13 protein-coding genes are annotated in these 14,536 nt (G+C 61.8%); 5 read left to right on the top strand and 8 right to left on the bottom strand.

Annotated features, from left to right (window positions below; genetic code table 11):
* Position 1 precedes the first annotated feature (1 nt).
* The gene (locus tag KUV46_01090; protein ID QYJ01003.1) at positions 2 to 661 is read left to right on the top strand and encodes an O-methyltransferase; all 660 of its coding nucleotides are present in this window, start codon (positions 2 to 4) and stop codon (positions 659 to 661) included.
* Positions 662 to 676: 15 nt separating this feature from the next.
* Here KUV46_01090 and KUV46_01085 read toward each other — a convergent pair whose 3' ends face one another.
* The 7 genes from KUV46_01085 to KUV46_01055 all read right to left on the bottom strand — a co-directional run bounded on the left by KUV46_01085 (position 677) and on the right by KUV46_01055 (position 8,173).
* On the bottom strand, positions 677 to 1,486 hold the full coding sequence (locus tag KUV46_01085) for an SDR family oxidoreductase (protein ID QYJ01002.1): 810 nt from the start codon (positions 1,484 to 1,486) through the stop codon (positions 677 to 679).
* Between the two features lie 65 nt (positions 1,487 to 1,551).
* Complete coding sequence (gene nadC / locus KUV46_01080; GenBank protein ID QYJ01001.1) at positions 1,552 to 2,403, bottom strand: carboxylating nicotinate-nucleotide diphosphorylase; 852 nt, start codon at positions 2,401 to 2,403, stop codon at positions 1,552 to 1,554.
* Complete coding sequence (locus KUV46_01075; protein QYJ01000.1) at positions 2,403 to 3,947, bottom strand: L-aspartate oxidase; 1,545 nt, start codon at positions 3,945 to 3,947, stop codon at positions 2,403 to 2,405. Before KUV46_01075 ends, nadC begins: the two co-directional genes overlap by 1 nt.
* Before the next feature lie 20 nt (positions 3,948 to 3,967).
* A complete protein-coding gene (locus KUV46_01070) occupies positions 3,968 to 4,426 on the bottom strand; it encodes a hypothetical protein (protein ID QYJ00999.1) in 459 nt (152 codons plus the stop codon).
* Positions 4,423 to 4,887 (bottom strand): hypothetical protein, encoded by a 465-nt coding sequence (locus KUV46_01065; GenBank protein QYJ00998.1) that lies wholly within the window; start codon positions 4,885 to 4,887, stop codon positions 4,423 to 4,425. Before KUV46_01065 ends, KUV46_01070 begins: the two co-directional genes overlap by 4 nt.
* A 59-nt stretch (positions 4,888 to 4,946) precedes the next feature.
* On the bottom strand, positions 4,947 to 6,095 hold the full coding sequence (gene nadA, locus KUV46_01060; protein ID QYJ00997.1) for a quinolinate synthase NadA: 1,149 nt from the start codon (positions 6,093 to 6,095) through the stop codon (positions 4,947 to 4,949).
* A 239-nt stretch (positions 6,096 to 6,334) separates the two neighbouring features.
* Positions 6,335 to 8,173, bottom strand: coding sequence for a DUF885 domain-containing protein (locus KUV46_01055; GenBank protein QYJ00996.1), 1,839 nt, complete (start codon positions 8,171 to 8,173; stop codon positions 6,335 to 6,337).
* A gap of 147 nt (positions 8,174 to 8,320) precedes the next feature.
* Here KUV46_01055 and KUV46_01050 point away from each other — a divergent pair, with 147 nt between their 5' ends.
* The 3 genes from KUV46_01050 (at position 8,321) to KUV46_01040 (ending at position 12,155) form a co-directional block, all read left to right on the top strand.
* Complete coding sequence (locus KUV46_01050; protein ID QYJ00995.1) at positions 8,321 to 9,145, top strand: SapC family protein; 825 nt, start codon at positions 8,321 to 8,323, stop codon at positions 9,143 to 9,145.
* 157 nt (positions 9,146 to 9,302) lie between these two features.
* The gene (locus KUV46_01045; protein ID QYJ00994.1) at positions 9,303 to 11,474 is read left to right on the top strand and encodes a thioredoxin family protein; all 2,172 of its coding nucleotides are present in this window, start codon (positions 9,303 to 9,305) and stop codon (positions 11,472 to 11,474) included.
* A 24-nt stretch (positions 11,475 to 11,498) separates the two neighbouring features.
* Positions 11,499 to 12,155 carry a redoxin domain-containing protein gene (locus KUV46_01040; protein QYJ00993.1) on the top strand — a complete coding sequence of 219 codons (657 nt, stop codon included), beginning with the start codon at positions 11,499 to 11,501 and terminating at the stop codon, positions 12,153 to 12,155.
* Positions 12,156 to 12,229: 74 nt separating this feature from the next.
* Here the strand turns inward: KUV46_01040 and KUV46_01035 are convergent, their stop codons facing one another.
* Positions 12,230 to 12,751: a hypothetical protein gene (locus KUV46_01035; GenBank protein ID QYJ00992.1), complete on the bottom strand. Its 522-nt coding sequence runs from the start codon at positions 12,749 to 12,751 to the stop codon at positions 12,230 to 12,232.
* A 92-nt stretch (positions 12,752 to 12,843) separates the two neighbouring features.
* Here KUV46_01035 and KUV46_01030 point away from each other — a divergent pair, with 92 nt between their 5' ends.
* Entirely contained in the window at positions 12,844 to 14,523 is a 1,680-nt protein-coding gene (locus KUV46_01030) for a peptide ABC transporter substrate-binding protein (protein QYJ00991.1), read from the top strand.
* Positions 14,524 to 14,536 lie beyond the last annotated feature (13 nt).

Below are 14,536 nucleotides of genomic sequence, written 5' to 3'. Positions count from 1 at the left end.
TATGTCCGCGACCCAGCTTTTCGAAGCCGTAGACACCTATATCAACAGCCTGTTTGCCGCTGACGACGAGATCCTGTCGCGCGCCGTTGAGCGTGCGCGCAAGGCTGGTCTGCCGGAAATTCAGGTCTCATCAGGTCAGGGCAAGCTGATCTATCTGCTGGCCAAGATGATTGGCGCAAAGCGCATCCTCGAGATTGGCACGCTGGGCGGCTATTCTACTGTCTGGCTTGGGCGTGCCTTGCCAAAGGACGGTGAGCTGATTTCGGTCGAGCTCGATGCCGCCCACGCCGCCGTCGCGCGTGAAACGGTGAAGGATGCGGGCCTTGCGGACAAGGTCGAGATTGTCGAAGGGCGCGGCCTCGACGAGATGCGCGCGCTTGAGCCAAGCTTCGATCTCGTCTTTCTGGATGCCAATAAAGACGGTTACCCAGCCTATCTGAAACAGGCCAAGCGCCTGCTGCGGAAGGGCGGCCTGATCGTCGCCGATAATGTCGTGCGTGAAGGGGCGGTTCTGGAGCCGTCACAGGTCGACCCGAACGCGATTGGCGCGGCGGCCTTCAACCAGGCGCTCGCCAGTGACAGCGACCTTGAGGCCATCGTCCTCCAGCAGGTCGGCATCAAGGGCCATGACGGCCTCGCCATCGCGCGGGTCAAAGACTAGGCGGCAGACCTCGACCTAACCGCGCGGCGGCAGGGTTTTCATCAATTGACGGCGCAGGCGCTTCGGCATGAAGCGCTGGGCGAATTTTGCCTGATGGGCGCGTTTACCGGCCATATAGTGAACCTCTTCACCATGGGCCGCGTCCCAGGCGCGTTCAGCGGCCAGCTCGACCGGATAGACGTCCTGGCCCTGCTCACGCAGCTCATCGCTCATCCTGGCGTTGGTGCGGTCGCCAGAGAACATGTCGAGGATCGGCGTATCGATCAGCCATGGCATGAGGCTCGTCACGCGGATGCCCATGTTCGAGAATTCGACATCCAGCGCTTCTGTCAGGCCACGAACAGCAAACTTGGTCGCTGAATAGACCGCCATCTGCGGCCCGCCGACGACGCCTGCAGCCGACGCGGTATTCACGATGCGCGCGCCCGGCGTGTTGCGGAGCAGGGGCAGGGCCGCGCCCACACCATTCAGCACGCCTTTGACGTTGATATCGACCATTAGGTCATTGTCGTCGCCAGAGATGGACTCAAACCAGCCATGGCGGGCGATACCGGCATTGTTGAACAACACGTCCAGCTTGCCGCCAGTGGCCTCAGAGAAATGCTCCATGCCCGCAGCCCAGTCGTCGCGCGAGCGCACATCAAGCTTCTTCCAGACGCAATTTTCGACGCCGATTTCCTGAGCGAGCGTTTTGAGGCCCATCTCGTCGATGTCGTACAGCCCGACAAACCAGCTGCGCTCAGCGAACAGCTTCGCGGTTGCCTTGCCAATTCCGGATGCAGCCCCGGTGACGAAAATACTCTTGCGGCCTGCTGCCTTGTTCATCTGAACGCTCCTCCCCGGGTTCCTGCCTCTTATGGTTTGCGAGGCCGGTGTTCGAAGCGCGTAACTCAGGCCACGTCGAGGCCAACGTCAAGGTTTGACGCTGAGTGAGTGAGCGCGCCGACCGAGATATAATCGACGCCCGTTGCCGCGATGGCGGCGACCGTGTCGAGATTCACGCCGCCAGACGCTTCGGCCTTGCAGGCCCCGTTGATCATGGCGACGGCCTTCTTCAGCGTGTCGGTGTCCATATTGTCGAGGAGGACGGCATGCGGCTTGTGGGGCAGGGCCTCTTCAAGCTGGGCCAGCGTATCGACCTCGATCTCGATCATACGCAGGTGCCCGGCATAGGCGTGGGCACGTTTCAGCGCTTCCGGGATCGAGCCGCAGGCGGCGATATGGTTGTCCTTGATCAGGATCGCGTCATCGAGACCATAGCGATGCGAGGTGCCGCCGCCGCAGCGCACGGCGCGCTTTTCAACGGCGCGGTGGCCGGGTGTCGTCTTTCGCGTGCAGACGATCGTGGCACGGGTGCCGGTAACTTTCTCGACGAATGTACCTGTCAGGGTCGCAATACCGGAGAGGCGGCCGATGAAATTCAGCATGGTGCGCTCTGCGGTCAGGATGGAGCGGGCCGATCCGGACAGAGTCGCGATGACGGCGCCACGCTCCAGCCTGCCGCCATCATCAATCGAGATGTCGAGTGATACAGACGGATCGACCAGTTTCAACGCATAGGCGGCAGCATCCATGCCCGCCAGAGTCCCCGGCTTACGGGCGCGGATCTGCGCGCTCATTTCCGTGCCTAGGGCGATGGTGGCGTCCGTGGTGAGGTCACCGGCGCGGCCAAGGTCTTCGGTCAGGGCGAGCCGTACGATCGGGTCAAGGACGAGGTCTGGCAGTGGGGGAGGGGCAGGCATCAGACGGCCTCCTTTGCAAGCGGGCGCGAAGGCGTTTCAAGGAATGAACGGGCGGCGGCAGGCGCCGTCTCCGGGAAATCGCTGCGGAAGTGGCCGCCGCGGCTTTCCTCGCGGGCGAGCGCTGCGGAGGCGATCAGCCGGGAGGCCTGAAGGGCGTGAACGGGGCCGTGTGCCTCGATCTGCTCATCAATGGTGGCGACCAGCTCCCGAAGATCCTTGCCATTGCGCACGACCCCGCATTTCGAGGCCATGGCGCGGCGGAGCGAGAGAAGGTCATCAGGGGCAAGTTCATTGGGGACTTCGGCGCGCGAAGGGCCGGGATTGCCGAGCTCGCTGGCGGTGAGGCGTTCTGCAATCCGCGCGGCGAAGACGACGGCTTCCAGCAGCGAATTCGAGGCAAGCCGGTTTGCGCCATGGGCGCCCGTGGACGCGCACTCGCCGCAGACGGAGAGGCCATCAAGGGTGGAGCGCCCCCAGGTAGAAGAGACGACGCCGCCCATATGGTAGTGCGCAGCCGGCGCGACCGGAATCGGCGAGACACGCGGATCGATGCCGGCGGCCATACAGGCGGCGAAGACTGTCGGGAAATGGGCCGGGAAATCGTCGCCGACGGCTGCGGTGGCGTCGAGGAATGCGCCGCGACCTGCCTTGATCTCGGAGTCGATGGCGCGGGCGACCTCGTCGCGGGGCGCAAGCTCTGCCTTCTCATGATAGCGGGCCATGAACAGCTCACCCTTGCCATCGCGCAGCACGGCGCCTTCGCCCCGTAGCGCTTCGGTGGCGAGCGGGGCCGGGTCGAGGCCGACATCCATGGCGGTCGGGTGGAACTGGACGAACTCTGTGTCTGCAACCAGCGCACCAGCATTCCAGGCCATGGCGAGGGCATCGCCGCGCGATTCAGGTGGGTTTGTCGTGACGCGGAAAAGTCCGCCCGAGCCGCCCGTGCAGAAGACGGTTTCACGGGCTGTCATCGGATTGAGATTGCCCTTGGCGTCGCGTGCGATGACCCCGGCGATGCGGCGATTGTCGTCCTGTAGCAGGCCGACGGCGCGGTAAGGCTCCACAAGCTCGATATGGCTGTTGGCCTGCACGGCCGTTGTTAGCGCGCCCATAATGGCCTTCCCGGCGAGGTCACCCGCGACGCGGGCCACACGTGGGACGGAATGCGCCGCCTCCAGCGAAAGTGACAGGGCGCCTTCCGGCGTGCGATCGAACGGGACGCCAAGCTCAATGAGGTCCAGTACGCGGGCAGGGCCTTCTTCAGCTATGAGCTGCGCAATCACCGGATCGACGAGACCTGCTCCCGCCGCAACTGTGTCACGGGCATGGGCGTCTGCAGTGTCGAGCGGGTCGAGGGCAGCGGCCAGCCCGCCTTGTGCCCATGCAGAAGAGGCCGCTTCGCCAAGCGGGGCGGGTGCAATGACGGTACATTTGCGGGGGGCGAGGCGCAGGGCGAGGAACAGGCCGGCGAGACCTGCGCCCACGATCAGAATATCGCGGTCACCAGCCGGCGGGCCGGCTTTCAGCAAGCGGGTGTGCGTCATGGTCTAGCGTCCCCGGCGGCTCAAGAAATGGCCCCGTCGGCGCGCTGCCAGACGGCGGGGTAGATGTCCGCGCCAACAAGGACACCGTCCATGCGGGACTCAGACTCGATGCGCAGCTGGAAATTGTCCGGCGTATAGAAGGCGGACGGTTCGCCCTGCAGGAAATTCTGGATCTCGGAACGCACGGTGAGCACATCCTCCTCGACGCTCGCGCGGCAGCTCTGCTCGACCACATAAGTGACATCAATGGCAGGGCAATCCTGGCGGGCGGTCAGCTCACAGCCATACTCGCCTTCGGTCTCGGTCGGGATCAGGCGGGCCTGACCATCAAAGGTGCAGGCCTCGTTGAGGTCTGCCTCGAAGACCCATGTCCCGGCGAGGACGGGTGCAGCCCTGGGCGTTTCTTCCTGTCCGAGAGCGGCAGGTCCGGTGGCCAGCGCGAGTGCGCCGATCAGAAGGGCGGCGCGGGCGCGGCTCATGAAATGCCTTCCTCGGCGCGGATAAACTCAACCGGCGCAGTCGCGGCAGAGACGAGCGAGCCGTACATGCGCCGCGCGTCCTGAACGGTCAGCGCGAAATTATCCGGGACGTAGACGAGGCCTTCGGCTTTTGACTCCACGAACTGCTCGATCTCAGAGCGGATCGAGACCTGATCATTGAACCGGCGGGCCTTGCAGCTCTGTACCACGACGGAGCGGCCCCACATGGAGCAGACCTCAACAGCGGTCAGCTCGCAATTGTAGAGGCCCGCATCGGGATGAGGCGTCAGGCGCATTGTGCCGGACATGATGCACTGGCCCTCGCGGTAAGGCTTGGTCTGGAAGGTCCAGTTGCCAAGCACGTCGCCGGGATCGCTTTTGCCTGCGTCCTGCGCAGTGGCGGCAGGGCCTGCAGCAAGCAGGGCAATCGTCAGGCAGGCAAGTCGCAGGCGGCTCAGCATGGAGGCTCTTTTCGTGTCATTCGTCCAGAAAAGACCGCCGAAGCGGCCATTTCAAGGCGTCAGGCCGGCGAAATAACTTCAATCTCACGCGGGGCGAGGCCGGTTTCGAAGGCGAGCGGCTTGTCGGTCTTCGGCAGGGCCAGCATCGCGTCGATCGCTGCTTTCGCTTTCACGCGCATTTCTTCGTCGATCACGACTTCATGCTTCATCTCAATGAGGCAGTCGAGAATGTTCTCGAGCGTGATGCGCTTCATGTGCGGGCAGAGATTGCAGGGGCGCACGAAATTCACGCCGGGGTTCTCTGCGGCGACATTGTCGCTCATCGAGCACTCGGTGAGGAGCACGACCTTGTTCGGGCTGTTGTCTTGCACATAGCTCGCAAGCGCCGAGGTTGAGCCTGCAAAGTCTGCGGCCTGAAGCACATCTGGTGGACATTCCGGATGAGCCAGGATGACGACGCCCGGATGGGCTTCGCGCAGCTGGTTCACATCGTCGGCGCTGAAAAGCTCATGCACTTCGCAGGCGCCCGGCCATGTGATGATCCGGATATCGGTCTGCGCCGCCACGTTCTTGGCAAGGTACTGGTCCGGCACGAGGATGACCGTGTCGGTATCCCATTCCTTCGCGATCGCCTCGACGACCTGCGCGGCGTTCGAGCTGGTGCAGGTGATGTGGCACTCAGCTTTCACATCGGCTGTCGTGTTCACATAGGTGACGACCGGATAGTCAGGATAGCGCTCCTTGATCAGGCGCACATCTGCGCCAGTGATCGAGGCGGCGAGCGAACAGCCTGCTTCCATGCTCGGGATCAGCACCGTCTTCTCAGGCGCGAGGATCTTGGAGGTTTCCGCCATGAAGTGGACGCCAGCCTGCACGATGATATCGGCTTCTACCGCAGCTGCCTCACGGGCGAGCTGGAGGCTGTCACCGCGGAAGTCACCGACAAGGCGGAAGATGTCCGGCGTCATATAGTTGTGCGCGAGAATAACCGCGTTCTTCTCTTCCTTGAGGCGATTGATTTCCGCTACGAGCGGCGCAATCGCCGGCCATTCCATCGGCGTGATGAAATCAGACACGAGAGGGTAGAGATCATCGGTCTTGGCCTTGATCTCATCGGTATAGGCAAGGCCGCGCGCTTCTGCAGCGTTCTTCGCGCGGATCGGCGTCGGGGTCGGGCAACCCGGTCCTGAATCGATCAATCTGGCCATATCGTGTCCTCCACGCTTTTGCTCAATATGAGCATTACTTGGTTATGCGTAAGCCGGATTTCAAGTCTTCCCGTAAGGAAAAGGAGAAATCTGGCCCTGCCCAGCCCTTATAGGCACGTTGAGCAAAAGGCCAATTAGTCCACGCATCCCGGCATGGCAAGGCCTATGTCAATTTTGCGACAATCTGGATCAAGGCGGTACACGGCAGGACCTGCCTTGAAAGGCTCATCTGGGTTTGGTCAGTTCTGGAGCTGGCGCTGGTACCACGCCTCTACATCAGCCTCGACGAGCTCGAGCTGCCTCGGCCCGCCTGCGAGAATGACGGCATTGAAAGACGCCTCATCGAAACGCTCGCCCAGCACCGCCTCGGCGCGCGTACGCATGTCGAGAATGCGGTTGCGGCCTGCGAAATAGGAGACAGCCTGTCCCGGCCAGACAAGATAGCGCAGCACTTCGCGCTCCATCTGGCTACGCGGCAGGCCGGTCGTGTCGACCAGATAGTCGACGGTTTGCTGATAGGACCATCCGCGCGAATGAAGCCCAGTATCGGCGACGACGCGTGCGGCGCGAAACAGGATGGACTGCAGATAGCCGAGCCGCCCGAGCGGATCATCGGCGTAAAGCCCTGCGCTATCTGCGAGGTCTTCAGCATAGGTGCCCCAGCCTTCACCAAAGGGCGGGTCCCAGATCATCTGGCGCAGCAGCGGGTTGCGCGTCTGCGTCGTGAGCGTGCTTTCAGTGTGGTGTCCGGGAACGCCTTCATGCGCGGCCAGCGTCGGCAGGGTGAAGGCCGGCCATTCCTCGCCATTGCCCAGATTGATCAGGAGGAGGCCCGGGCTGGTGCCGTCCGCTGTGGCCGGGGTGTAGATGGCGCCAGAATAGGTCGCCTCTTTCAGGGCAGGCATCCGCGCTACGACAAGGCTCTCATTCGGCGCGCCTTCGACCATTCGCGGCAGCGCTTCTGTGTTCTCCGAAACCGACTGGCGCAGCGTGCCCAGTATTTGTGGGCGGGTATCAGCATTGAGGGGGCGGGCCTGACTGGGCGTCTCGGCGAGATAGGCAAGGCGCTCGCCGACTGATCCGCCAGACAGCCCAAGTGTCTCAAACTGCGCATCGATTTCGGCATTGATCGCCTCAATGGCGCTCACCGCCTCCTGGTGCAGGAATTCGGGGTCGACATCCGGCATCGCATAGAAGGCGAGAAGGTCGCGGTAGTAGGCCTCGCCGCCTTCGAGTGCGGACATGCCTGCGTCCTGCGGCGCGCCCAGCTGGAGGCGCGCGACTTCATCAGCAAAGCCGACATAGGCGGGGATGACATCATCCAGCATCGTGCGGGCCGCGGCCTCCCGATAAGTATTCGCAGAGCGGCCGGTCTCAGCAGGAAGGCCGCTCACCACATTGCCGAATGTCTGGATCAGGGGATGGGTCTGCACCGGCTGACTGGCAAATTCCCTGAGGCGGGCTTCCAGCTCTTCCAGAACGATACGCGGTGGAATCACCCCGCTTTTCGCATCTGACAGAAGCCGGCGTCTTTCATCGGCGATGGCATCGGGCAGAGCTGCAAGGCGTGCCAGGTAATCTTCAGCGTCCTCATGCGACCTAAGTGGCTGGGAACTGACGAGAAGGTCGGGTACATCGACCCAGGCGCCGCTGATCTGGTCGACGGCGTAGGGACGTGCCACGCCAAGCGCATACCGGCCAAACCCATAGGCCTCCAGCCGGGTTAGCGCCTCATAATGGTTCGATATGACGTCGAGGTGGCGGGCAAGTTCGCTCTCGGAAGGGATGTCGGGCGTCTGCAGAAGGCGGTTCAGCAGCTCGATCCGCAGCAGGCGCGTGCGTTCGAATCGGGCTTGTGACCTGTCGTCCAGCACATCGTGAATGGAGGCCCGCGCGCTGGCTTCTTCGAGGCCCAGCCGGGTTGCGGTTTCGGGCGAAAGCGCAAGTTCTGCCTGGGCAGTGTCTTCCATTACTCGGTTGATGTCGCGAACCAGGCGCCTCGCAATCCCGTCCTCATTCACAGCCGGCCCGCAGGACGCCGCGAGGCTGACCGCTGCGAGCGCGAAAACTGGACGCATTCTTGCAAGGTTCAGGACTGGTCTCATAAGGCGTCGAAATCCGCTTTCGATAGGCTATCGTGAATAGGGCCGGGCAATAGCTGCTCGGCTGTTGTGAGCGTCTGGCTTATCCGGTAAACCGCGCCGGTCAATCAATGGAGTGTTCCCGTGGCAAATTCTCAGCCTGCCCAACCCAATGCCCTTAGCGGACAAGTGCTGTTCTATTCCAACCCGCAGCCTCTCAATGTCGAGAAGCATGCAGGTCTCGGTCTGAAGCCGATCGAAAAGCCATTCACGTTTCTTGGCAAGGCACATGCTGTGCCTCTGACCGTGAATGAGTTCGGCCTGGCGGCAACGTCCTACCCGGTTATCTTTGTCGGTGCAGACAAGATGCCTGTCGGCGCCATGGGCATCCGGGAAGCGGAAAACCTGTTCGTGAAGGACGGTGATATCGACCCTGACTTCTACGTTCCGGCTTTCGCCCGTCGCTATCCTTTCGTTTTTGCGAATGATGCATCGCAAGAGCGTCTCGTTCTTTGTGTCGACCGCGACGCTCCGATGGTGAGCAACAAGCCAGAGATCCCGTTCTTCGAGAATGGCGCGCCATCCGAGTTCACGAACAATGCGATGAATTTCTGCCGCGAGTTCGAAGGCCAGCGCCGTCGTACCGAGGAGTTCGTCAAGGAAATCGACAAGCTCGGCCTGTTCGCGGAGCGCACCGCCAGCTTCCAGCCGCGCGACAACAAAGGCAACAATGTCGGCGAGCCTCAGATGGTCGCAAAATACTTCGCGATCGACGATGAGAAGCTCAACGCGCTGCCTGATGAGAAGCTGGGCGAACTGCGCCGCAATGGCATGCTTGATGCGTGCGTCGCGCATTCGGTTTCGCTGCTGAACTGGTCACGCGTGATCAATCGCGCACTTCGCTCGCAGGAGTCGAGCGCAGCGCCTCAGCCTCAGGGCGGCGCTGAAGGCCCAAGCCTGCAGATCTAGTAAACGGACAAGGGGCGCGCAGCCTTTTGAATATGTCCTTGAAGGCCGGGCCCCACAAAGGTCCGGCCTTTTTGTTTGGATCTGTCCATCACAATTGCGCGAGAGTGCTGGCGGACAACTCAGATTTGCGACATCCAGCCCTCTGGAATTTTGCGCAGTGAAAGACGAACTACCGACCATGATGAAATATGTTCTTCCGGCGCTTGGTGCGCTGATCGCCGCGCCAATATTCGCTCCGCTTGCGGCCCAGCCCGTCGATGGCGGCCATGCGCGCGTCGAACTCATCTCCGAGCGCGAGACAGCCATTCCCGGTGAGACGGTCTGGTTCGGTCTCAGCTTCGAGATGGATGATGAGTGGCACATCTACTGGAAGAATGCGGGTGATGCAGGCATTCCGCCGCGCGCTTATTGGGACGACCAGACCACCGTCGATACCGAAGCCATTGGCGAGATTGACTGGCCGCTGCCTGAACTCCTTCCCGTCGTGGAAGGCGAGATCATGGACTATGGCTATAGCGGCGAAATCGTCCTGCCATTTCCCGTCGAGATACCTGAAGGCGAGACAGGCCCCGTCCGCCTCGGCGGCACGATCGATTACCTCATCTGCAAGGACATCTGTATTCCGGAATCGGTTGATGTGGCCGTCACCATGCAGGTTGGCCCTGAACAGGTGCCGGACCGCGAAAACGGCGCACGTATTGCCGAGGCGCTCGCGGACGTGCCTGTCCAGTTTACGGGCGAAACATCCCTGACCGAAGAGGGCGAAAGCTGGATTCTGTCTGCGGCCGGAGGGGAGCTGGCGGGCGTTACGGGCGACACGCGCTTCTTCCCGGATGGTCATGAGATCGTACACGCCGCGCCGCAGCCGGTTGAGTTCGGTGAGCAGGGTGTCGCCATTGAGCTGACGCCGCTGCGCGCCGGCATGCCAGACGCTCTGACAGGGGTGATCCGCGTTGCGGTGAAGGGGGCAGACCCTGTCGCCGTCAGGATATCGGCGAGCGAAGGTGATATCCTCGCCGGGACGAGCGGGCTTGGAAGTTCAGACGGGAACGCAACGAAAGCTGGCGGCAGCGCAGGTGGTCTCGCTTCTGGCACGGGCGGTGCTGGCGGCGGGCTAAATTTCTTCATTCTGATCGGCTCGGCGCTGCTCGGCGGGCTGATCCTCAACCTCATGCCCTGCGTCCTTCCCGTTCTGTCCATCAAGGCGATTGGCATGGTGCAGGTTGCGGCCAGCGGTGAGCGCAGCGAGCTTCGAAAGCATGGCCTCTGGTACACGGCAGGCGTTCTGATCAGCTTTGCGGCGACGGGCCTTGTCTTTATCGCGCTTCGCGCGGCGGGCCAGTTCGTCAGCCTTGGCTTCCAGCTTCAGTACCCGGCGGTTGTTGCGGCGCTGGCGCTCATCATGGTGGTGATCGGCCTCTGGCTGCTCGGTGTCGTGAACTTTGGCACCTCGGTACAGAATGTCGGCTCGGGCCTCGCCGGTCGGCAGGGCAGTGCAGGGGCCTTCTTTACCGGTGTGCTGGCCGCCGTCGTTGGCGCGCCCTGTGTGGGCCCGTTCGTGGTTGGCGCGCTCGGGGCAGTCCTGAATGAGCCGTGGCCAGTTGTGATGGCGGTCTTCCTGATGCTGGGTCTGGGCCTCGCACTGCCATTCCTCGTGCTGAGCTATGTGCCGGGCCTGCACAAATCGCTGCCAAAACCGGGCCTCTGGATGGAGCGGCTGAAACAGGCTTTTGCCTTCCCGATGTTCCTGACGGCCGCATGGCTGATCACCGTTCTTGGAAATCACCCGGCCGCCGGGGCGACGGCATTCGGCGCGGTCATTCTTGCCTTTGGTATCTGGCTGTTGAGTGTCGCGGGTGGACGCCTGCGGACCGGGGTGATCGCGGTTAGTACTGCGCTTGCTGTCATTGGCATCGTCTGGCCGGTCGCGTCTGGCCTGCAGGACGCGCCAGCGACGACCGGAAACACAGCCTCCTATGCAGCGGCCTATGAGCCGGAGCCATGGTCGCCTGCGCGCGTCGATGAGCTGATCGGGGAGGGGCGCGGCATCTTTGTGGACTTTACCGCGTCATGGTGTGCCACCTGTCAGGTGAACAAGCGCACCACGCTGAAACGCGACGATGTCCTTGAAGCCATGGAAGACGCGAATGTCACTTTCCTCGTGGCGGACTTTACGCGCCCGAATGAGGAAATCTCGGATGAACTCAAGCGACGTGGAAGTCCGGGCGTTCCGATGTATCTTCTCTATGCGCCGGGAGAGCCTGAGCCAGAAGTCCTGCCGACACTGCTCAATCCAGGCATGTTGAAGCGCAAGCTCGAAGCTTTTTGACGACAAACAGACAGGAAGGATGACATGATGACCGCTCTTACCCGCAGGAACCTTGGACTTGCCTCTGGCATGGCCGCTGCCGTCGCCTTGAGCGCTGGCGCGATGATTGCTTTTTCAGCGTCTGCTGCCCCCGCGGCTGAACCGGGCACACCGGCCCCCGGTTTCACCGGCACCACCGCCACGGGTGAAGAGATTTCCCTCTCCGACTTCGCAGGCAAGACCGTCATCCTCGAATGGACCAATGATGGCTGTCCGTTCGTCCAGAAGCACTATGCCGACCCGCCGCAAAACATGCAGGGCCTCCAGGCGCGTGCTGGCGAGGATGACATTGTCTGGCTCCAGATCATCTCGTCGGCTCCGGGCACGCAGGGCCATGTGGATGGAGACCGTGCGATCGAAATCAATGACGGGCGCGATGCCTCGCCGACCCATGTCATTCTTGATCCGTCCGGCGACATTGGCCGCCTCTATGAGGCCAAGACCACGCCGCACATGTTCATCATCGAGCCTGATAGCGACATCGCCTATGCTGGCGCGATCGACTCGATCCCGTCGTCGCGGGTGTCTGATATCGAAACGGCAGAAAACTACGTCACCGCCGCGCTCGACGCGCTCGAAGCTGGCCAGCCTGTCCAGACCAGCTGGGCTGCGCCTTATGGCTGCTCGGTGAAGTACGAATAGGCGATGGCTGCCACCACAAACAAAAAGACCCCTGCAGGCACCGCCCGCAGGGGTCTTCTTTTTCTGATGGCCAGTTATTTCAGGCGTTCGACGCGAAATTGCAGGCCGTCGTCCAGTTTCATCATGAAGCTGCCCAAGGCGGCCGACTTGATGGTCGCGCTATCGACGCCGCGTTTGGCTGAATAATAGACGCGCTTATTATCGATCTGCTGCCAGACCTGGCCATTCTGCAGCGTCACGTAGAGCTTGCCGCGCGCCGTGCTTTGCACCGAAGCGACCGGGTAGGACACCTCGTCGATCTCCTCAGTGTCGCCAAAGACGGATGAGGCGAAGTTTGGAAGGCTCGGGATAGAGAAGCCGAACGAGTCGCGCCGAACCTCTTCCACTTCGCTGCGTGTAACGACAACCGCTTCGCCAGCTTCCTCTGCAGACTTGAGCCGTCCTACCGCCTCGTCATAACAGGCAAGGCGGGCGGCATCGTCTGAAAGGTCTGCGCAGGCATAGACCTCACGGGTGCTGAAGGAGGAGGCTTCCTGCGCCGCGGCGGGCAGAAATGTGCTCAGGATAAGTATCGAAAGGGGTAAACTGTGTCGCATGCCTGTTCATCTACTGCTCAACTGCGGTGCGCTATCTTTCCAAGCGCCTGATCACATGAAACACTAAGTCGTAACGAAAATCACGGGAAGTCATGATGAAATCTCTCAAATCCGTTCTTCTGTCGGCCGGCGCTGCTGGTCTTGTCCTTACGCTCGCTGCCTGCGGAGGTAGCGGAGGAAACGGATCTGCCGGGGGCGACGAAGCCGCTGTCCTGCGCCGCGGTATCTCTGCAAAGGTCGATACGCTCGACCCACATCGCTCCTCGGCCAAATGGGAAAACATCGTGATCTCCGACATGATTGTCGGCCTGATGACGATCACACCGGAGCGCGAAGTCATTCCAGGTGTCGCGGAAAGCTGGGAGACGAGCGAGGACGGCCTGACCTGGACGTTCAACCTGCGCGATTCGCAATGGTCTGACGGTGAGCCTGTGACGGCTGAAGACTTCGTCTACGCCTTCCGCCGGATCCAGAACCCGGAAATTGCCTCGCAATACTCTTCGCTTCTCTACATCGTGAAGAACGCGGCGCAGGTGAATGCCGGTGAGCTGCCACCTGAAGAACTCGGCGTGCGGGCTGTCGATGACTATACGTTCGAGATCACGCTCGAAGAACCAGCGCCATACCTGCTTGGCCTGCTGACCCACTACACGACCTATCCTGTGCCCAAGCACATCGTCGAACAGTATGGCGAGGCCTGGATCCAGCCTGAGAACATTGAGGTCAACGGCCCGTACAAGCTGGCTTACTGGCGCACGGGCGACCAGCTCGTCTCAGAAAAGAACCCGCTCTATTACGAAGCCGACGAAGTCTGTTTTGACCGCGTTGCCTATTTCGAGATCGAGGATGCCGCGGCTGTTGAGCGCCGCATCGAGGCTGGCGAACTCGACATCAATAATGGCTTCGACGGCGGGCGGACCGAAGAGCTTGAAGCGAAATTCCCGGGCTGGGTCCGCACGACGCCAGGGCTGATCACCACCTATTGGAGCTTCAACTCCAGCCAGGCGCCTTTTGACGATGTGCGCGTGCGCAAGGCGCTCGCCATGGCGCTCGACCGCGAATTCATTGTCGAGAAGGTTCTGACGCCGGGCTACGTCCCAGCCTATTCCTTCGTGCCGCCAAAGATGAGCAACTACAATGTTGAGCGTCCAGAGGTCAGCTTCGCCGACATGCCACGCGAGGAGCGTCTCGCCGAGGCCCGCGCGCTGCTGGAAGAGGCAGGCTATGGTCCTGACAATCCGCTGCGTTTTGAGTTCATCCACCGCTCAACCGATGACAACCCGAAAGCAGCCCCCGTCGCTCAGGCGAACTGGGACGAGATTGCGCCTTGGGTAAACTCGGAGATCCTGCGCCAGGACACCAAAGTGCTCTACGCACGTCTTCGCCAGTCCGACTTCGAAGTTGCTGACGGCGCATGGGTCGCCGACTTTGATGATCCGGTGAACTTCCTCTACCTGCTCGATTCCAATACGGGGCAGCAGAATTACGGTCGTTACTCCAATCCGGAGTATGACGCGCTTCTCGCAGAGGCGAGCCGCACCCGTGACCTTCAGGCCCGCGCCGAGATCTTCGCGGAAGCCGAGAAGATGATGCTGGAAGACTATCCGATCACGCCGATGTGGGTTCAGGTCACAAAGAACCTCGTTGATCCGGAGCTGACCGGCTGGGCAGAGAATGCGCAGGACGATCACCTCTCGCGCTGGCTCTGCCGCGCCGATATCGAGGCGGGCAATGCGCCGGAGGCTGAAACAACCGACAGCGCCGAGGAGTAGGCGGCAAGCAAGA

It is taken from the genome of Thalassovita mediterranea, assembly GCA_019448215.1.
GTDB lineage: Bacteria > Pseudomonadota > Alphaproteobacteria > Caulobacterales > Hyphomonadaceae > Henriciella.
The sequence above is the reverse complement of the archived record's forward strand: the minus strand, read 5'-3'. Positions and strand labels throughout refer to the sequence as shown.